At 57.7% G+C, this 18451-nt stretch carries 17 protein-coding genes; 12 read left to right on the top strand and 5 right to left on the bottom strand.

Features of this window, described 5'->3' with window-relative positions; all coding sequences use genetic code 11:
* Positions 1-329 precede the first annotated feature (329 nt).
* The 8 genes from cyoA (at position 330) to H8S56_RS06440 (ending at position 8163) form a co-directional block, all read left to right on the top strand.
* Positions 330-1271, top strand: coding sequence for a ubiquinol oxidase subunit II (gene cyoA / locus H8S56_RS06475; RefSeq protein ID WP_024686678.1), 942 nt, complete (start codon positions 330-332; stop codon positions 1269-1271).
* Between the two features lie 3 nt (positions 1272-1274).
* Positions 1275-3287, top strand: a complete 2013-nt coding sequence (cyoB, locus tag H8S56_RS06470) for a cytochrome o ubiquinol oxidase subunit I (protein ID WP_024686677.1) — start codon at positions 1275-1277, stop codon at positions 3285-3287.
* Positions 3288-3289: 2 nt separating this feature from the next.
* Positions 3290-3922, top strand: a complete 633-nt coding sequence (locus H8S56_RS06465) for a cytochrome o ubiquinol oxidase subunit III (RefSeq protein ID WP_024686676.1) — start codon at positions 3290-3292, stop codon at positions 3920-3922.
* Complete coding sequence (gene cyoD / locus H8S56_RS06460) at positions 3922-4254, top strand: cytochrome o ubiquinol oxidase subunit IV (RefSeq protein WP_024686675.1); 333 nt, start codon at positions 3922-3924, stop codon at positions 4252-4254. Before H8S56_RS06465 ends, cyoD begins: the two co-directional genes overlap by 1 nt.
* Before the next feature lie 10 nt (positions 4255-4264).
* Positions 4265-5152 (top strand): heme o synthase, encoded by an 888-nt coding sequence (gene cyoE / locus H8S56_RS06455; RefSeq protein ID WP_024686674.1) that lies wholly within the window; start codon positions 4265-4267, stop codon positions 5150-5152.
* Positions 5153-5448: 296 nt separating this feature from the next.
* The gene (locus H8S56_RS06450) at positions 5449-6333 is read left to right on the top strand and encodes a glycosyltransferase family 2 protein (RefSeq protein ID WP_187518261.1); all 885 of its coding nucleotides are present in this window, start codon (positions 5449-5451) and stop codon (positions 6331-6333) included.
* Positions 6334-6367: 34 nt separating this feature from the next.
* Positions 6368-7009: a CatB-related O-acetyltransferase gene (locus H8S56_RS06445; protein ID WP_024686672.1), complete on the top strand. Its 642-nt coding sequence runs from the start codon at positions 6368-6370 to the stop codon at positions 7007-7009.
* Positions 7010-7143: 134 nt separating this feature from the next.
* Entirely contained in the window at positions 7144-8163 is a 1020-nt protein-coding gene (locus H8S56_RS06440; RefSeq protein ID WP_187518169.1) for a branched-chain amino acid aminotransferase, read from the top strand.
* A 378-nt stretch (positions 8164-8541) separates the two neighbouring features.
* On the opposite strand, the gene H8S56_RS06435 is transcribed toward H8S56_RS06440, so the two are convergent.
* Positions 8542-9522, bottom strand: coding sequence for an ATPase (locus tag H8S56_RS06435; protein ID WP_187518168.1), 981 nt, complete (start codon positions 9520-9522; stop codon positions 8542-8544).
* A 100-nt stretch (positions 9523-9622) separates the two neighbouring features.
* On the bottom strand, positions 9623-10411 hold the full coding sequence (locus H8S56_RS06430) for a transporter substrate-binding domain-containing protein (protein WP_187518167.1): 789 nt from the start codon (positions 10409-10411) through the stop codon (positions 9623-9625).
* A gap of 432 nt (positions 10412-10843) precedes the next feature.
* Between H8S56_RS06430 and sodC the strand changes: the two genes are divergently transcribed.
* Positions 10844-11362, top strand: coding sequence for a superoxide dismutase family protein (sodC, locus tag H8S56_RS06425; RefSeq protein ID WP_187518166.1), 519 nt, complete (start codon positions 10844-10846; stop codon positions 11360-11362).
* Positions 11363-11479: 117 nt separating this feature from the next.
* Here sodC and H8S56_RS06420 read toward each other — a convergent pair whose 3' ends face one another.
* Together H8S56_RS06420 and H8S56_RS06415 are read right to left on the bottom strand one after the other, a co-directional pair.
* On the bottom strand, positions 11480-12676 hold the full coding sequence (locus H8S56_RS06420) for an MFS transporter (protein WP_187518165.1): 1197 nt from the start codon (positions 12674-12676) through the stop codon (positions 11480-11482).
* A 105-nt stretch (positions 12677-12781) separates the two neighbouring features.
* A complete protein-coding gene (locus tag H8S56_RS06415; RefSeq protein ID WP_024687647.1) occupies positions 12782-13501 on the bottom strand; it encodes a carbonic anhydrase in 720 nt (239 codons plus the stop codon).
* A 1277-nt stretch (positions 13502-14778) separates the two neighbouring features.
* Between H8S56_RS06415 and H8S56_RS06410 the strand changes: the two genes are divergently transcribed.
* A complete protein-coding gene (locus H8S56_RS06410) occupies positions 14779-15414 on the top strand; it encodes a LysE family translocator (protein ID WP_024687646.1) in 636 nt (211 codons plus the stop codon).
* Between the two features lie 100 nt (positions 15415-15514).
* Here H8S56_RS06410 and H8S56_RS06405 read toward each other — a convergent pair whose 3' ends face one another.
* Complete coding sequence (locus H8S56_RS06405; RefSeq protein ID WP_187518164.1) at positions 15515-16762, bottom strand: DUF1835 domain-containing protein; 1248 nt, start codon at positions 16760-16762, stop codon at positions 15515-15517.
* A gap of 217 nt (positions 16763-16979) precedes the next feature.
* Here H8S56_RS06405 and H8S56_RS06400 point away from each other — a divergent pair, with 217 nt between their 5' ends.
* Together H8S56_RS06400 and H8S56_RS06395 are read left to right on the top strand one after the other, a co-directional pair.
* Positions 16980-17816 carry an AraC family transcriptional regulator gene (locus H8S56_RS06400; protein WP_187518163.1) on the top strand — a complete coding sequence of 279 codons (837 nt, stop codon included), beginning with the start codon at positions 16980-16982 and terminating at the stop codon, positions 17814-17816.
* Positions 17817-17864: 48 nt separating this feature from the next.
* Positions 17865-18434 carry a LysE family translocator gene (locus H8S56_RS06395; RefSeq protein ID WP_024687643.1) on the top strand — a complete coding sequence of 190 codons (570 nt, stop codon included), beginning with the start codon at positions 17865-17867 and terminating at the stop codon, positions 18432-18434.
* Positions 18435-18451 lie beyond the last annotated feature (17 nt).

The following is an 18451-nucleotide window of genomic DNA, read 5'->3' as shown; positions in this document are numbered from 1 at the left end:
TATCTACAATCCCCGTCAGTTGTCGTCTGGTTTGACCTGACGATCAGCAATTTTGAGGCCTTTAGCGTCACCTGTGTACTCTGAACAGGCAGCGCAATGCTGGCCTCCGAGGGCGCATAATGGCCGCGCTGAAGGCGTCTGCCCTGCACATCGGGCAGTTCCATCAGCTCAAAATAAGAACCCATAGCTCAATCTGGATTTGTCGATACGTCGCGTTGGCGTAAGGGCAGGCCCTTGTCCAATTCCAAAAAATTGCCGGCACTGGCAGGGTGAAGTGTTGGCGGTCGAAACCCAACTGCACCGCGCAAGCTGCTTTTAGAGGTCGTGAAATGAGTAAAAAAAGGTACCCCAGGTTTTTTGGCTTCTTGGCCCTTTTCTGTATGCTTTTGCTCAGTGGATGTGAAGGCGTACCTCTGCTCGATCCAAAAGGGCAGGTGGGTATCGAGCAGCGTAACCTGATCATCATCGCTACGCTGTTGATGCTTATCGTCGTGATCCCGGTCATTTTGATGACCCTGATCTTCGCCTGGAAGTATCGCTCCACGAACAAGGCCGCCAAGTACACGCCGGACTGGTCGCACTCCACCAAGATCGAAATTGCGGTCTGGGGTGTTCCAATGCTCCTGCTGGTGTTTCTGGGCTATTACACCTACGTCTCGACGCACTCGCTGGACCCGTACCGTCCACTTGTTTCCGATGTGAAGCCGGTCACTATCCAGGCAGTCTCTGTTGACTGGAAGTGGATTTTCATCTATCCGGAATACAATATCGCGACGGTCAACAAGGTCGTGTTCCCGGCCAATACACCGGTTAATTTTCAGGTCACCTCCGATAGCGTGATGAACTCGCTGTTCATCCCGGGTCTGGGCGGTCAGATCTACGCGATGGCGGGCATGCACACCAAGCTGCACCTGATCGCCAACGAAGTGCACGAATTCAACGGTATCTCCGCCAACTACAGTGGCGCGGGCTTCACCGGCATGAAGTTCAAGGCTAATTCCGTGACCCAGGCCGATTTTGACAACTGGATCACCGAAGTCAGGAACTCGCCGAAGAAGCTGGGCGCGACCGAATACGCTGCACTGCTCAAGCCGAGCGAGCGTAATCCTGTTGAACTGTTTTCTGCGGTCACTCCGAACCTGTTCCAGATCATCATCGACAAGTATGAAGGTATGAATCCAGGCAAGAAGCTTGTTGCAGGTGAGAAAGAAGTCGCCGGTAACGAAGGCGCGGAAAAGGGCAAAAATTCAGCTGCTGGGGCAGAGGAGTAAACGATGTTTGGCAAATTAAGTCTGGAAGCGGTGCCGTTCCACGAGCCGATAGTCATGGTGACACTTGCCATGATCGCGCTCGGCGGCCTCGCGGTTGTTGGGTTGCTCACCTATTTCCGCAAGTGGACCTACTTGTGGTCTGAATGGCTGACGTCCGTCGACCACAAGAAAATCGGCGTGATGTACATCATCGTTGCCATGGTCATGCTGCTGCGCGGCTTTGCTGACGCAATCATGATGCGTACCCAACTGGCAATGGCCCAGAATGGTGCCGAGGGCTTCCTGCCACCGGAACACTATGACCAGATCTTCACCGCTCACGGTGTGATCATGATCATCTTCATGGCGATGCCGTTCTTTACCGGCCTGATGAACATCGTTCTGCCTCTGCAGATCGGCGCTCGCGACGTTGCCTTCCCGTTCCTGAACTCCCTGAGCTTCTGGCTGCTGGTTGCCGGTATGCTGCTGATCAACATCTCTCTGGGTGTCGGTGAGTTCGCCAAGACGGGCTGGGTCGCGTATCCGCCGCTGTCCGGGCTGCAATACAGTCCTGGCGTAGGGGTTGACTACTACATCTGGGCGCTACAGTTATCCGGGTTAGGTACGACGCTGACGGGGGTCAACTTCCTCGTGACCGTGCTGAAAATGCGTACCCCCGGCATGAAACTGCTGGACATGCCGATCTTCACCTGGACCTGCACCTGGGCAAACATCCTGATCGTGGCTTCGTTCCCGATCCTGACCGCCACCCTTGCATTCCTGACCCTTGACCGCTACCTGGACTTCCACATCTTCACGAACGAAATGGGCGGTAACCCCATGATGTACGTGAACCTGTTCTGGGCGTGGGGCCACCCTGAGGTGTACATCCTGATCCTGCCGGCCTTCGGTGTGTTCTCGGAAGTCATCTCCACGTTCTCGGGCAAGCGTCTGTTCGGCCACAAGTCGATGATCTTCGCCTCCGGCGCGATCTGTGTCCTGGGCTTCATGGTCTGGCTGCACCACTTCTTCACCATGGGGGCAGGGGCAAACGTCAACGCCTTCTTCGGGCTTGCGACGATGCTCATCGCGATCCCGACGGGTGTGAAGCTATTCAACTGGCTGTTCACCATCTACCAGGGCCGCCTGCGCTTCACAGCACCGGTACTCTGGACCCTGGGCTTCATGGTCACCTTCTCGATCGGCGGCATGACCGGCGTTCTGTTGGCGATTCCAGGTGCTGACTTCGTACTGCACAACAGCCTGTTCGTGATCGCTCACTTCCACAACGTCATCATCGGCGGTGCAGTGTTCGGTTACATCGCCGGCTTCGCGTTCTGGTTCCCTAAAGCGTTCGGCTTCACCCTGAACGAGAAGTGGGGCAAGGCTGCGTTCTGGTTCTGGATCGTGGGCTTCTTCGTCGCGTTCATGCCGCTCTATGCACTGGGCTTCCTGGGCATGACCCGTCGTCTGAATGCGACCGACATGCCAGAGTGGAACATCTACCTGGACGTTGCGCTGTTCGGCGCCGTGCTGATCGCTTGCGGTATCGCTTCGCAGCTGATCCAGTTGTTCGTCAGTATTCGTGACCGTGCGAAGAACCCGGATCTGACTGGTGACCCATGGAATGGCCACACCCTTGAGTGGTCCACTTCGTCGCCGCCACCGTTCTACAACTTTGCCGAACTGCCGAAGGCAGACGACATTGATGCGTTCACCGACGCCAAGCGTGCAGGCACTGCCTACAACGTTCCGGCCAAGTACTCGGCGATCCACATGCCTAACAACACGCCTACCGGCCTGTACATGGGCTTGCTGCTGACCGTATTCGGTTTCGCATTCATCTGGCACATCTGGTGGCTGGTGGGCGCAAGCCTGGTCGCGACCATTGCGGTCTTCGTTGCTCACGCTGCACGTGACGACCAGGGCTACATGGTGCCGGCCGAAGAAGTAGCGCGTATTGAAGGTGAGCATCACAAGGTCCTTGCGGCCAACGGTGCATACACTCCTGTCAAGTCCTCGCTGGAACAGGTTTAAACATGTCGAATATTGCAATCAATCCTGGAGCCCACGGTCACGGTCACGACCATGATCACGGGCATGACGATCACCACGACAGCGGTGGCATGACGGTTTACGGCTTCTGGCTGTACCTGATGACCGACTGCGTGTTGTTCGCTTCGTTCTTCGCGGTCTACGCCGTGATGGTCAACAGTGTCGCGGGCGGCCCTTCGGGCCAGGACATTTTCCTGCTGCCATTCGTGGCCGTGGAAACCGCGTTCCTGTTGGTCAGTAGTATCACTTACGGTTTCGCCATGCTGGCACTGTACAAGGGCAAGAAAAGCCAGGTACTGGGCTGGCTGGCGCTGACCTTCCTGTGTGGTGCTGCGTTTATCGGCATGGAAATCTATGAGTTCCATCACTTGATCAAAGAAGGTTTCGGCCCTAGCCGTAGCGGCTTCCTGTCAGCGTTCTTCGCGCTGGTCGGTCTGCACGGTGTGCACGTGACCAGCGGTCTGATCTGGATGGCAATCATGATGATTCAGGTCCAGAGAAAGGGCCTGACCAACACCAACAAGACGCGCCTGAGCTGCCTGAGTCTGTTCTGGCACTTCCTGGACGTTGTCTGGATCGGCGTATTCACCGTTGTCTACCTGATGGGGGCTTTGTAATGTCGAATTCACATCACTCGGCTGAAGACAATAGCCACGGCTCCGTGAAGTCGTACATCATTGGCTTCGTACTGTCGATTATCCTGACGGCCATCCCGTTTGCTCTGGTGATGTCTCCTTCGTTGCCGAAGGACATGACCATCGCGATCATCCTGGCGTTCGCGATCATTCAGATCCTGGTGCACCTGCATTACTTCCTGCACCTGGACTTCTCGAGTGTGCAGCGCAACAACGTGATGGCCTTCGCCTTTACCACGATGGTTATCGTTCTGCTGGTTGGCCTGTCGTTGTGGATCATCTTCAGCATCCACCGCGAAATGATGGCGCATTGAGGAATACCAGATGTCACTGAAGCACTTTATCCAAATCACCAAGCCGGGGATCATTTTCGGTAACGTGCTTTCGGTGGCAGGTGGCTTTTTTCTGGCTTCCAAGGGAAATATCGACTTCAGCGTGTTTCTGGCTGCAGTCATTGGTACTTCCCTGGTCGTTGCGTCCGGTTGTGTGTTCAACAACTGCATTGATCGTGACATTGATCAGCGCATGGAACGGACCCGTAACCGGGTTCTGGTGCAGGGCCTGGTTTCACTGAAACTGGCTCTGCTCTACGCAACCGTGCTCGGTATCGCAGGCGTTGGCCTGCTGTATACCAAGGCCAATCCGCTGGCAGCCATGTTCGCAGTCATCGGTTTTGTGATTTACGTCGGCTTCTACAGCCTGTACCTGAAACGCAAATCCGTTCACGGCACACTGGTCGGTAGCCTGTCGGGGGCCATGCCTCCGGTCATCGGTTACTGCGCAGTGAGCAACAGCTTCGATTTTGCGGCGTTGACCCTACTGGTGATGTTCAGCCTGTGGCAGATGCCGCACTCGTATGCGATCGCGATCTTCCGTTTCAATGACTATCGTGCAGCGAAGATTCCGGTTCTGCCGGTCAAGCGCGGCATTCTGGTCACCAAGCGCCATATCCTGCTCTACATCCTGGCGTTCCTCGTGGCGACCCTGATGTTGACGGTTGGCGGCTATGCAGGTCTGAACTACCTCGCCGTAGCGGCGGGCATGGGCATGTACTGGTTGTACATGGCCTGGAAGGGCTACAAGGCCGTTGACGATACAGTCTGGGCGCGCAAGCTCTTCGTGTTCTCCATCTTCACCATCACTGCCCTGAGCGTGATGATGTCGGTGGACTTTCAGGTCGCCAAGGAGTTGCTGGTCACTTATGCGTTCTGACCGGTAATAGCGTTCGAATAAAAACCCCATTCCACAAGAATGGGGTTTTTTTATGCCTGCGATTTGAAAAGCGATGTGCGGCATCAAGGCGGAGGGCAGAGGCCTCTTCTCGCTGTTCGGAACGTTGCAAAGGCCGCGAGTTAGCCACTCAAAGGGGCTGAATGAACAATTGCTCACGGGCGGATCATGGAAAAGTGAGTTCACATGCCGCATCATGTCGGTCTTGTATTCACTCTGTTACGCGATATCCAGCGCTCGACGCGCTGGGCTGAACAATAACCATGGCTGTTATCCTTATGACGTCCTCACCTATTCAGGACATGACACCCAAACCGCTCGTTTCGATTATCGCGCCTTGTTATAACGCCGAGCGATTTCTGGAAGCTGCTATTCAGAGCATCTTTGCCCAGGATTATGAGAACTTCGAAGTCATCATTGTCGATGACGGTTCGACCGATAACAGCATTGCGATGCTGGAAGCGCTGCAAAACCAGTATTCGTTCCAGCTCTATCGCCAGCCCAATCAGGGTGTAAGCGCTGCACTGAATCACGGCCTCAAGTACGCCAAGGGCGTGTATGTGTCCACCCCTGACCTTGACGACATCATGCTCCCGTCGTCGCTGAGTGTTCGTGCCCGATACCTTGATGAACACCCGAAGGTGGGGTGCGTCGGCGCGCTGATCCGTTATATGGATTGCGACGGCAACGACACCAAGAGCCAGTCTCGCGAGTATATCGAGGAGCTGAACTTCGACCAGGTCCTGCGCGGGGCCGTGGTGGTCGGAGCGCCGGTTGCCTTGTACCGCATGCAAGCACTCAGGGATGCGAACGGTTATGACCCGTTGATCAGGGTGCAGGACTTTCAGATCACCCTGAGAATCGCCTTTCAGGGTTACGAGATTCATGTGCTACCGGTGATCGTTACGCGTTATCGCCGTCATGCGAACAACCTGTCGCGCAAGTACAAGGTATTGCTTGAGGCCGACATGAAGACGATCGAGCCTTACCAGGATCATCCTGATTATCAGAGCGGTCGAACGTTCATTATCAATAAGGCACTCAAGTACGCCGTTGTGGCGGACAAGCGCTATGCCTGGAAACTGTTGTGCTCCATCCCGTTTAAGCATGCCAACCGGACCACGTGGCGTCGCTGCAAGCGCCTGCTGTTGAGCTTCCGATAAACAGGCCTTGCCCTTCATTTGAACCAGAGTGCCCATGAAATTCATCGACCGGCTCAAAGCCAGAAAAGTACGCAAGCAGCTTCGCCAGCTGGATAAGCTGGAGCGGGCGGCCGAAAAGATCAGGTTGCGCTACCCCCGTTACGAAGTCGGGGTCGGGACGTACGGCATTCCCGATGTCATCGAGTTCGGCGACGACACGATCCTGCGCGTTGGGTCTTACACGTCCATCGCCGAGGGCGTCAGGATTCTGCTGGGCGGTGAGCATCGAACCGACTGGATTACCACGTACCCGTTTCCGGCCATGGTCGATAAGGTCAGCGACATCAAGGATTACGCACCGAGCAAGGGTGACGTGACCATTGGCAGTGACTGCTGGATTTGTGCGGACGCTGTGATTCTGTCCGGCGTGACCATTGGCCATGGCGCCATTGTGGGTGCGGGGGCAATGGTCGTGCGTGACGTGGCGCCTTTCTCTGTGGTCGGTGGAAACCCGTGCAAGTTCATCCGCTGGCGCTTCGAGGAAGAGGTGCGAGAGCTGTTGCTTCAGGCTGCCTGGTGGGACTGGCCCATGGAGGAAGTGAAAACGGTTGCGCGGACACTGTGCAGTGCCGACATGGACGCGTTTTTGGCTTATGTGCGTCAGCGTCAGTCCTCCGGGCAGGTACTGGCGGGCTGACACGCAGTGGTTTGAATGGATGCAAAAACGCCGGATCTATTTGTATTTATTTCAAGCCTCAGGTTTCGAATGATCTGGCAGAATACGGCATTGGCCTGACTCGTCCAGGCAGTCGCTAAATGATAGAGGGCGTTATGAGTCAAGAAAGCATCAACTGGGACACTCTGGGTTTCGATTACATCAAGACCGACAAACGTTACCTCTCTCACTGGCGTAATGGCGCCTGGGACGCGGGTTCGCTGACCGAAGACAACACCCTGCACATCAGCGAGGGTTCTACCGCGCTTCATTATGGTCAGCAGTGTTTCGAAGGCCTGAAGGCCTACCGCTGCAAGGACGGCTCGATCAACCTGTTCCGCCCTGACCAGAACGCCCAGCGCATGCAGCGCAGCTGTTCCCGGCTGTTGATGCCGCACGTGCCGACCGATGTATTCATCGAGGCCTGCAAGCAGGTCGTGAAAGCCAACGAACGCTTCATTCCGCCCTACGGTTCCGGCGGTGCGCTGTACCTGCGTCCGTTCGTGATCGGTGTAGGCGATAACATTGGTGTACGTACCGCGCCTGAGTTCATCTTCTCGATCTTCTGCATTCCGGTGGGCGCCTATTTCAAAGGTGGCCTTAAGCCGAACAATTTCGTCATCTCCGGCTACGACCGCGCCGCGCCCAACGGCACCGGTGCCGCCAAGGTCGGTGGCAACTATGCTGCCAGCCTGATGCCGGGTTCCGAAGCCAAAAAACACAGCTTCGCCGACTGCATCTACCTGGACCCGCAGACGCATTCGAAGATCGAGGAAGTGGGTTCTGCCAACTTCTTCGCGATCACTCACGACGATGTGTTCCTGACGCCGAAGTCGCCTTCCGTGTTGCCGGGCATTACCCGTCTGTCGCTGATCGAGCTGGCAAAATCCCGTCTGGGCCTGACGGTCGTCGAAGGTGATGTGTTCATCGACAAGATCGGTGAGTTCAAGGAAGCCGGCGCGTGCGGTACGGCTGCAGTGATCACGCCGATTGGCGGAATCTCCTACAAGGACAAGCTGCACGTGTTCCATAGCGAAACCGAAGTTGGCCCCGTGACCCAGCGTCTCTACAAAGAGCTGACGGGTGTTCAGTCCGGCGATATCGAGCCGCCAGCGGGTTGGATCGTCAAGGTTTGATCCTGGCGTTGAAAAAGACAGCAACGCTGTCGCGCTTTTTCTTGCGCGATGGTGGCAGCACCGCCGATCGCGACGCGGGTGAAGGCTGAGTTCTGGCGCTGATTCGGGGGGCAATCGGCATGGATGCCGATTGAGCCGCATTGGGCCATGGATGGCCCATATGCGGCGACCCCCGAATCAGTGTCAGGACGAAGGAACCCCGGCGAAGCCGGGGCCGGAACCGGAGCTGGGAGTTTGCTTACTTTGCTCCGTCAAAGTAAGTCGCCGAGGGGCGAAAAGGTGAAGTGAGCCGAGCGCCTGGTTCTCTGAATCCACCGTCTGCGCCGTCTGTGCCGCACAGCCTAAAGGACGGCTGCCCACGCAGGGCGATGAGTACGATCAAACGATCTCCTGTGCAGGCTCTTTCTGCGGCCCCAGCACAATCACCAGATGCCGCAGATCATCCACCTCAACGCTGTAGCTCTTCCCCGAAGGGCTCTGCGTCAGCTTCCCAAGCGCATAGAGCGTGAAAAACCTCACCTCATCGGCGTGGCTCAGCAGTTCGCTGATGTAACGGCTGGACCGGTAGGCTTGCATCTGCGCAGGCGACACATAGAGCGTCACCAGTTTGCCTTCAAGCCTGTCGAAAAATTTGAACTTGAACCCCAGCCCGTAGCGCTGCTCAATCAATCCACCGCCGTACAGCACGCGTTCGTTGTCGCCCGGTTGCGCGTACTTGATGTGCCGAAAGTACGAGCGCAGGGACACCTCGCCCTGACCCGGAATCCGCAGCTTCAGCAACTTGAGCTCATCGATCGACAATTCGGCCTTGGCCTGGCGATAACTGTCCACCAGGCGCTCCAGGTTGTTAGTGCGGGTCTCGCTGTAGCGCGGAGCTTTGGGTTCGGCGGATTCGACAGGCGGAGGCTTCAGCGCAGGGGGCTGATCAGGTGAGCCGGCTTTTTCTGTCCCCGATTTTTCCTTGGCAGGTTCTTTGAGTGTCGGGTCGAAGACGTCGATGTAGTCGTCCAGCTTGCGCTTGGCCTTGCGCACTGCCAAATGTGGGTCATTCGCGTCAGCAGGCTCTTCAGCCGGTTCGGCTGCATCTTCGTCCACCCATTCGCAATCGGGATGATGCTCGTAGTGCGGATTGGCGCGGTAGTGCGCCGCCACGAAGGTCGGGTTGTCCTGTGGCTTGACGGTGTAATTGACCCCGGTCACTTTCGCGCCCATGGCTCGGCAGGCTTCATTCGAACAGAGAAACTCGAAGCGCTCGCGGGGAGGCGCCTGAGAGAAATATTCGCGGCGGGCGGCGGCAATGGACAGTTCCTGCTGCAGCTCGACGCAAAACGCGCGGGTGATGGGCTTGTTGGGCTTCATGCTCGGAGGTGCCTTCCAGACGAGATTCTGCAACACGCTATTTCAGCCGAACCCGCCTTGCAACGGGTGCCTGACGGGATCGTTTGATCGTGTGATGAAATTACTGGGCAGGCACTGCCAGCCATTCGCCCAGCGCCTGTTGATAGGCTCCGGTGGCCTTGCTCAGGTGCAGCCACTGATCGACATAGGCTTTCCAGGTCACGTCGTCGCGCGGCAGCAGGTAGGCCTTCTCGCCGTACTGCATGTAGCGTGTCGGGTTGACCGCACACAGACCGGGCATGCGCTTCTGCTGATAGAGCGCTTCTGACGCGTCGGTGATCATCACGTCGGCTTTCTTGTCGAGCAGTTCCTGGAAGATGGTCTTGTTGTCGTGGAACGCGATAGGTGCGTTGGGCAGGTAGGCGCGGGCAAACGCCTCGTTGGTGCCGCCAGCGGGCTCGATCAGGCGGACCGACGGTTTGTTGATCTGCTCGATGGTCTGGTACAGCGCCTGGTCTTCGCAGCGCACTAGTGGGATCTTGCCGTCGATGTCCAGCGTATTGCTGAAGAAGGCTTTCTTCTGACGCTCCAGCGTCACCGAAATACCCCCCATTGCGATGTCGCATTTACCCGCGATCATGTCGGGCATCAGGGTTTTCCAGGTGGTGGGCACCCATTGCACGTTCACGCCCAGGCTCTTGGCCAGCGAGCGGGCCATGGTGATGTCGATACCTTCGTACTCGCCGTCTTCGCGATGAAAGGTGTAAGGCTTGTAGTCACCCGTGGTACACACCGACAACTGGCCGGCCTGCAATACCTTGTCCAGATGCGAAGACGATTCCTGTGCATGTGCCATGCCTGTCAGGCCCAACAGAAGGGCTGCGGGCACGCTGTAGTTCAGTTTCATCATGAGAATGGGGGCTCGCGTGTGTCATTGGTTTTATTGGAAGCAACAGAGTGCTTCATTTGCCGACAGGATGTGAAGCAAGAACGGTGCCTTGCCAGCGACGATGTTTTCCAGACGTGCGGCCCTTCAGGTTTACCGTTCCTCGAGTGAGGCCAGTTGTTCTGGGTTCGCGTCCAGGTTTGGCCCTCATGCGCGTAGTCGATCACGGCCAGCGCTTCGCTCAGCGATGACGCTGACTGGACGATGCAGTGAGCGTTGGCGGCATTGCCCGGCGGAGCGCGGCAGCAACTTGATTTATTTGCATCAAAACCCGTTTCCCTGTGGTCACACCTTTTGTCGTATCCATGATGTTGTCAGGTGTCGCGCAGGCTTGGACGATCAACGGTCCCCGGCAACATTCACATTCGTTATTCAGATCAAGGACGTATTGACCTTATGAAACCTTATCTTTGGCTCGGCCTGCTGGGCCTGTTTTCTGTCGGTGTTCAGGCTGCATCACTGGACGTCCCGATCAACCTGGTCAGCGCCGATGGCGCGCCCAAGCCTATTGGCACCGTGACGGTGAGCGAAACCGAATACGGTCTTTTGTTCACGCCTAAACTCAGTGGCTTGCCTGCGGGAATTCACGGTCTCCACGTGCATGAGAACGGCAGCTGTGAAGCCGGTACCAAGGACGGCGTCAAAGTGGCTGCTCTGGCAGCAGGCGGGCACTTCGACCCGGCCAAGACCGGCAAGCACCTGGGGCCTTATGCCGACGGTCATCTGGGCGACCTGCCTGCGCTGTATGTCATGGCGGACGGCACAGCCGACTACCCGGTCATGGCGCCTCGCCTGAAGAACATTTCGCAAATCAAAGGCCATGCCCTGATGGTCCATGCAGGCGGTGACAACCACTCCGACCATCCCAAGCCTCTGGGTGGCGGCGGCGACCGGGCTGCGTGTGGCGTGATCTGATAGCGTCGTTACAGTCTCAGCGGGCGCATGTCGCCCGCTGAGCAGCCGCTCCCGCGATCCGGCATCTCACACTATTCTGTATCCGATGCAGGGTGCCTGCATCGGGCGCTGAAGCAATCAATCTGTCACTACAGGCACTGTCCGGCCCGCAAACAGCCATAGCGCCAGTGCGCCGAGCAGGGCGCTCAGCAGTCCCACGATCACGATGATCACTCGAATCCCCAAAGGACCCGCCTGCAGCGCCACCAGCAGACCTGCCGCAGGCTGTGACAGATTATTGAGCAGGGTCATGACGCCCACAGTCTTGCCAAAGTCTTCTCGGGGTATCACGCGCTGACGAATGTTGCGCAGGTAGACGTTGAACATCTTGTCGAAACCGACGATGAGCAGAAAGCCTGCCGCATAGCCAGTCAGTGCAGGACTGAGTGCGCAGACGAACGCACCGACGACCGTCATCACATAGGCCAACGGTCCCAGTATCCGCAGCGGTACCACCACTCGCGCCAGCAAAAACAGGATCAGGATGGTCGTCCCGGCGCCCGCCATTTGCAGGGTTGCGTAGGTGTCCTGGTCGGCGCTGTATTCGCCGATGACCATGGCTGCGCAAGTGGCCAGTGTCACGCCGACGATCAGGTTCACGCCCACCGCCAGGGTGATGAGGTTCTTCAGCTCGGTCAGGCGCAGGATATGCCTGACCGCGATGTTCATCGATTGCCAGGCACCGCCACTCTTTTGCTCCCACACGTCGTGTTCGCTTTCGCGAGTGCGTTGCCAGACGAGCATGGCAAGGTCTGCCAGCAGGAACAGAACCGCGCAACCCGACACCACCCAGTGCCACGGCCAGATATTGAGCAGCAGCACGGCCACCAGAGGACCGAGCACCAGCCCGGTCTGGTCGGCAATCTGCGAATAGGACAATGTGCGCGTATAGCTGTAACGCTGGAACACGTGGGGCATCAGCACTTCGCGCGCCATGATGCCTTGAGTGGTCAGCACGCCGCACAACGCCGACAGCAGCATCAGCCAGACAAGGCCGCCGAAAACCCCGTACAGCACCATTGCCAGCAGACAGACAAGCGCCCGATACACCTGGCTGATGTGAAGGATCCGCACCGGAGGAAAGGTGTCGCACAGCGCCCCGCAGATCGGGAACGCAAGAAAGCGTGGCAATGACTCCACAAAGAATGCAAAGCCCGCCCACGACGCACTGTGGGTGGTCTGAAAGACCACCAGCGGCACAATGAAAAGAAGAATCTGATCCGCCAGGCGCGACAGAAACAGAGAAGTGAAAAACGCCAGATAATCCTTGCTCACGCGACGCTCCTTTTGGCGGCTTTTTCTAATGCCACATCCAGGAGGGTGGCGCAATCCATGCGCTTGAATCTGTCCGGGCGCGTCAACCGTTGTGGCAGACGAGTATCAGACGTCGAAAAAGTCGACCTTGCCGTTTTCCAGGCTGTAGTAGGCGCCCACGACCTTGACCTTGCCTTCCTTGATCGGGTTCATCAGGGCTGGCTCGGACGCCGAGCGCAGACGTGCCACCGTGCGCTGTATGTTGCTCTTGACCGAATCTTCCAGCAGGTTTTTGCTCTTCTTGCCTTTGGCCGTCAGGACGGCAGGAATGATCGGCTCGATCATCTGGCCGATAGCGCCCGGGTACACTGTGTTGTCCTCGACCACCGAAACAGCGGCAGCGACGGCCCCGCATTTCTCGTGACCCATGACCACGACCAGCGGGACGCCGAGCTGGCTGACGCCATATTCGATCGAACCCAGCGCTGTGGTGTCGACGGTGTTGCCTGCGTTACGCACGATGAACAGCTCACCCAGACCGCGGCCAAACAGCAGCTCTGGCGGCACGCGCGAGTCGGAGCAGGAAATCAGGATGCAGAAAGGTGTCTGGCCTTTGGCGATTTCCAGACGACGATCGCGATTGCGTTCGACGTTGATGGTGGCGTCCTTCATGAACGCATCGTTGCCATCGCGCAGCGCTTTGAGCGCTTGATCAGCGGTCATGTTGGTGCGGGGTGAGGTCGGCGAAGCGGCGTGGGCGATGGAAGGCATTTCCAATAGCACGGCTGCCACCGGAAGGCAGCATGCACCCTGAAGGATCTTGCGGCGGGACAAGGACGAATTCATAAAAAGCCTCAGGCTTGATAACTGTCGATAGGAAGGGACTCAGGCCCGACACACTGGATGCCGCGAGCAGAATCCGTTCACTTAATACCGGTAATAGAATTTTTTTTCCAATTGTATTTTCGTCATTTGTGCTGTTGTGCGCGGGGTTCATTCGTTGATTGATTGTGGCGAGCAAGAAAGGGGTATCGACAGTTCCAGAAATGCCAGAGCACTTGAACGGATGAGTGTTTATATGATGTAAGGCATGTGAATAAGTTGACTTAATAGACAAGTATTTATGCGGGGAAGCTTCTTGCATTGCCTATCGTTGATAAAACGCTTTCCGGTTTCATCGGTATAGGACAGAGCGGTGAATCAGAATTATTGGTTGAAAATTTGGATCCAAAGGATAGAATCCATCACTTGAATAACCTTCGCAGATGCGAAGTGAACGTATTAAAAGGACGATGTAATGCATGGATGCTGTCAGCACCCCTATGAAGCACGCCTCACTGATCAACTGCGTACGCCGTGCAAAAATACTTCCTGAATTAATCAAGTCTGCTTCAGGCGTTCGTGCGAACAGGTGTTCGTAAGGCGTTTGAGTTACGCTGATTCTAATAGCCTGTCGTGCACTCTAATAGCGGTCCCCACGAAAGTAGGGTGCGTTGTTATGGTTTGAACGTGACGGTTTAAAGTACAGATTTACGAGTGGCCTAGAGAGTCAGTGCGCCCCGGAAAAAGAAATGCTCCAAAGACGGAATACTGAATTTTGCCGAGTGACGCATACCTTGGTCGAACTGTGCATGCCACTGTTTCAACGCAACCGGGGAGTTGATGCTCTTGATGCTGCATGCCCATCGATGGCCAAAAAGTGCGTCGTGTCTCCGTAATGGGAGAGTTTATTACGCCGATGAGGCCGCGGCTGCCCGGGCGATAATGCGGGGGGCGCAGGCGTTGTAGGCTGAGGTGGCAATGGGGAAGGTACCCTCGCTGATCGGCATTCAATATCTGATCCAGGGGGAGCGGCAGTTGGAACATCGAGATGCGCCGTGCAATGGTGGAGCTGAGTATCCCTACTGATGTTATGGCTACGCGCCTTCGTCTGCGCAGTTTCTACCGGCCTGCGCTGGTGCGCGATGTCGGGGCTATTCTGGAACAGTTATCCGAGTCATGGCGCGCGCAAACTTGACGGAAGTCGATATGACTGATGACAGCAGAGCCATCGGCAACTCATGTGCCAGCGACAGTGCTGGCTGGCACGGCTTTAACCCAATTCTGAATGAAGGAACATGCTTATGATGGCGTTGGAAAATCTGGCCGGTGTGGCCATCATCTCTCTAGGTATGGTGCTGACACCTGGCCCGAACATGGTGTATCTGACGTCGCGAACGATATCCCAGGGGCGGGTGGCGGGCTTGATTTCGCTGGCGGGTGTGGCGCTGGGTTTCGTGTGTTATCTGCTGGCGGCGGGATTGGGTCTGGCTGCGCTATTCAAGGCAGTGCCGATGGCCTATGACGTCGTCAGGATTGCGGGCGCGTTCTATCTGGGCTATCTGGCCTGGAACATGTTGAAACCGAAAGGGACTTCCCCTTTCGAGGCGCGTGAGCTTGCACCTCATTCAGCGCGCAGGCTGTTCACAATGGGCCTGGTCACGAACCTCTTGAACCCCAAAATCGCCCTGATGTACTCCGCGCTCATTCCTCAGTTCATCGACCCTGCCGCCGGTTCGACTTTCCAGCAGTTCGTTCAGATGGGTCTGGTACAGATCGTGATTGCCGTGACGGTGAATGGCATCATCGTTCTGGCTGCCTCGAAGGTCAGCACATTCCTGACCCTTCGTCCGTCGGCGATGCGCACCCAACGGTGGATTTCCGGCACCGTGCTGGGCGTGTTTGCGGTCGACATTCTGTTTCGTAAACCGCTCGCCTGACGAAAGCTGTCGGCTTGTCTGGGAAGTACCAGGGTGCAAGACCCGACCATGAGTCGAGTCTGGCGCAGGCTGACGTCTATCAGTGCGCGGCGCTCTGCGTCTAGCCGTTCCATACCGGTCGCAACTGCTCGTCCAGTGCCCAATGAGCCCGGCCTGGTTGAATGCAGGTGCCGCCCACCCAGCGTGACTGCTGCGCATGGTCTGGCCAGTAGGCGTGGGCGTCGAGAATTCGTTCGCCCAACGCGGTTATCCTCAAGGTGCGGCGAGGCCACGGCAGGTGGGTGTCCGATTCAGTGATCAGTGCAGCAGGTGCGTCGATCAATGGCCGCAGCAACGCATGAAACATCATGTCGCCCAGAAACGGCAGGGGGTCGCGTCTGTCCATCAGTTCGGCGAATACGCGCCCGAATGTCACGTCGCCTGCTTCACGCAGGTACTGCAACGAAAGGCGTTCGGTGAGCGATAACCCGTCTCGACAGCCCGGCAGTTCCTGAAGCTGTCGCAACAGTGCCGGTGCCAGCAGTGGCAGCGGCAATTGCGGCCCGTGAGCCAGTTCGGCGAGGGCGACAGGTGAGGCGTCGCAAAAGGCCCGCCATGCCTGGCGTGAGCAGTCCAGCATGGCCTGTGTCACCTGTTTGCGCTGCGGCCATAGCCAGGCGAGCACGTCAGGTGCCAATTGGCCTATACCGATGAAGCGCTCTACGCCAGGCACACGATCCACTTCGATAAGCTCAAGTCTTGGCGGCAGTTGGTCAAGTCCCGCCAGTGCCCTGATCAGAAACAGCTGGTCGTAGGCGTCCGCTTCGCACCACAACACGCTGTGCGGGTCACGGCTCAGTTGTTCGAGACGGCTGTATTCGTCGGCCATGCGACGCGCGGCGTCGGTGCGATGAATGCCGAACGCTTCATGAATGAACTGACTGCGCACCGCTTGGTAGCGCTCGTCAGGCAGATTCTGGACCGGCCCCATGCACATCGGGTCGCTGAGCATCTGGAAGGCACCTTTGAAGCCGGCCAGTTGCAGGCTGTGGGCAATGTCGTTGCCGCATCGCCAGTGCACGGTCCGGGCTTCATCGCAGGCGTCGAAGTCGGGGTGCTGCGCGGCAAACGTGATGGCATCGACATGGGTCTTGAGGCTGGGCCAGCTGCTGAAACCCAACTCACGGGCGATCAGCCATTGGGCGTCGGACAGCGTTGGCGCGGACGATTGCGCGCGCGTGCCAAGCAGCGCAAGTTGATCGGGCGCGGCCCCGCGTTTCAGGCGTTGCAGAAGCTCTTTGGCGCGCTTGCGTTGCTGCTCAAGGTTGATACGGCCGTCGTGGGGCCTCAATGCAGTGGTGCTGGACATACGATCTCCTTGTACAAACCTTGTCCGCTTGAAGGTCGGGAGTCGTAGTGACAAGAGGGTAAAGCAGTGTCCTGGGCGCAGCCCTTTCCGCGGATGGAGGCGTGGAGGCGCCGGGCGCAAATATAGACGACCCCGTGCCTGCGCACAAACCTTCTAGACTTGACGCCTCTGCCGCGCGATAAAAGCAGACACGCTCATCAGCCCATTCAAGCCACTCATGAAGTCAGCCAACTGGATCGACCTCGCTCAGGACCGGGATACCGGGATTGAGACGTTGCGCGCCCATTTTCGTGGGCATGCCTACGATCCGCATTGGCATGACAGTTATCTGGTGGGCGTCACGGAGCAGGGTGTGCAGCAGTTTCACTGTCGCAGACAGCGGCATGCCAGTACATCCGGCCAGGTGTTCCTGCTTGAACCGGGTGAGATCCATGACGGCGACGCGCCGGATGCCGATGGTTTTACCTACCGTATGCTGTATCTGGATCCGCACTGGATCAGCCGTGAACTGACGTCGTTGTTCGAAGACGCGCCGCAGGACTTTCAACCGGGTTTCGCCAGCACGCTGGTGCGTGACCCGCGGCTGGCCCAGTCCATCGTGTTTGCATTTTCGGCGCTGCATGGCCAGGAGTCGCGCATCATCCGGCAGAGTGCACTCGATGGTCTGCTCGAACGGCTGACCGCCCATGTGCACTGGCGAGCGAGGCAGGAGCATGACCCTCGGCTGCCCTTGGTCGCGTTGCGTGCCAGGGATTATCTGCACGCCCATTTTCGGCGTGATCTGGGGCTGGACGAACTCGCGCTGGCCTGCGGTGTGGACCGCTTCAGGCTGACCCGCGCCTTCAAGGCTGCCTTCGGCCTGCCACCTCACGCCTATCTGGTGCAGTTGCGGCTGTCCATGGCCCGCAGGCTTCTGGCCCGGGGGGCGCAGCCTGTTGACGTCGCCAGCGATCTGGGGTTTGCCGATCAGAGTCATCTGGGCCGCTGGTTCCTGCGCGCCTACGGCCTGACGCCTGCGGCCTATCGCACACGCTGCACAGACCTTCCAGACTGACGCTACGTGTTGCGCAAGCATGACGCCTCTTACTTATGGAGTCTGGTCATGCTGTCATTTGTGCTTTTCGCTTTCGTTGCGTCGATCACCCCTGGCCCCACCAATCTGCTGGTGCTGAGCAACAGCGCCCGTTACGGTCTGAAAGCCAGTCTGCCGATCATTTTCGGTGCCTGCATAGGCGCCGCCGGGCTAGTGTTGCTGGTGGGCACCGGCGTCGGTCGTTCGTTGATGCAGGTGCCGGCCGTACAACCCGTCATGGCGGCCATCGGCGTCGGCTGGCTGACCTGGCTGGCGTGGAAAATCTTCAACAGCCCGGCCAACGCCCTAAGCCCCGATGACAGCCGCCCGCGCCTTGGATTCGTCGGCGCGGCGGGCTTGCAGGTGGTCAACCCCAAAACCTGGATGATGGCGCTGGCGGTCGTCAGTGTGTTCAGTCAGGGGGCCGTGACCCATCTGGCGCTGGTGTTCTTCTTCGTGTCGCTGCCTTGTCTGGCGTGCTGGGCTCTGTTGGGCGCGGGTTCCGCACGCTTGCTCAAATCCGCGCGTGCCCTGCTGTGGTTGAACAGGGGCATGGCGGTGTTGCTCCTGGTGTCAGCCTGGGCCGCTTACCTGCGCTGAACCGTCTGGATCGTAAA

This window comes from Pseudomonas triticifolii (genome assembly GCF_014358015.1).
Classification (GTDB): domain Bacteria; phylum Pseudomonadota; class Gammaproteobacteria; order Pseudomonadales; family Pseudomonadaceae; genus Aquipseudomonas; species Aquipseudomonas triticifolii.
The sequence above is the reverse complement of the archived record's forward strand: the minus strand, read 5'-3'. Positions and strand labels throughout refer to the sequence as shown.

Bases quoted from the DNA above. Each gene is read 5' to 3' on its own strand.
- cyoA (WP_024686678.1), top strand. From the start codon at position 330: ATGAGTAAAAAAAGGTACCCCAGGTTTTTTGGCTTCTTGGCCCTTTTC.
- cyoB (WP_024686677.1), top strand. From the start codon at position 1,275: ATGTTTGGCAAATTAAGTCTGGAAGCGGTGCCGTTCCACGAGCCGATA.
- H8S56_RS06465 (WP_024686676.1), top strand. From the start codon at position 3,290: ATGTCGAATATTGCAATCAATCCTGGAGCCCACGGTCACGGTCACGAC.
- cyoD (WP_024686675.1), top strand. From the start codon at position 3,922: ATGTCGAATTCACATCACTCGGCTGAAGACAATAGCCACGGCTCCGTG.
- cyoE (WP_024686674.1), top strand. From the start codon at position 4,265: ATGTCACTGAAGCACTTTATCCAAATCACCAAGCCGGGGATCATTTTC.
- H8S56_RS06450 (WP_187518261.1), top strand. From the start codon at position 5,449: ATGACGTCCTCACCTATTCAGGACATGACACCCAAACCGCTCGTTTCG.
- H8S56_RS06445 (WP_024686672.1), top strand. From the start codon at position 6,368: ATGAAATTCATCGACCGGCTCAAAGCCAGAAAAGTACGCAAGCAGCTT.
- H8S56_RS06440 (WP_187518169.1), top strand. From the start codon at position 7,144: ATGAGTCAAGAAAGCATCAACTGGGACACTCTGGGTTTCGATTACATC.
- H8S56_RS06435 (WP_187518168.1), bottom strand. From the start codon at position 9,522: ATGAAGCCCAACAAGCCCATCACCCGCGCGTTTTGCGTCGAGCTGCAG.
- H8S56_RS06430 (WP_187518167.1), bottom strand. From the start codon at position 10,411: ATGATGAAACTGAACTACAGCGTGCCCGCAGCCCTTCTGTTGGGCCTG.
- sodC (WP_187518166.1), top strand. From the start codon at position 10,844: ATGAAACCTTATCTTTGGCTCGGCCTGCTGGGCCTGTTTTCTGTCGGT.
- H8S56_RS06415 (WP_024687647.1), bottom strand. From the start codon at position 13,501: ATGAATTCGTCCTTGTCCCGCCGCAAGATCCTTCAGGGTGCATGCTGC.
- H8S56_RS06410 (WP_024687646.1), top strand. From the start codon at position 14,779: ATGATGGCGTTGGAAAATCTGGCCGGTGTGGCCATCATCTCTCTAGGT.
- H8S56_RS06405 (WP_187518164.1), bottom strand. From the start codon at position 16,762: ATGTCCAGCACCACTGCATTGAGGCCCCACGACGGCCGTATCAACCTT.
- H8S56_RS06400 (WP_187518163.1), top strand. From the start codon at position 16,980: ATGAAGTCAGCCAACTGGATCGACCTCGCTCAGGACCGGGATACCGGG.
- H8S56_RS06395 (WP_024687643.1), top strand. From the start codon at position 17,865: ATGCTGTCATTTGTGCTTTTCGCTTTCGTTGCGTCGATCACCCCTGGC.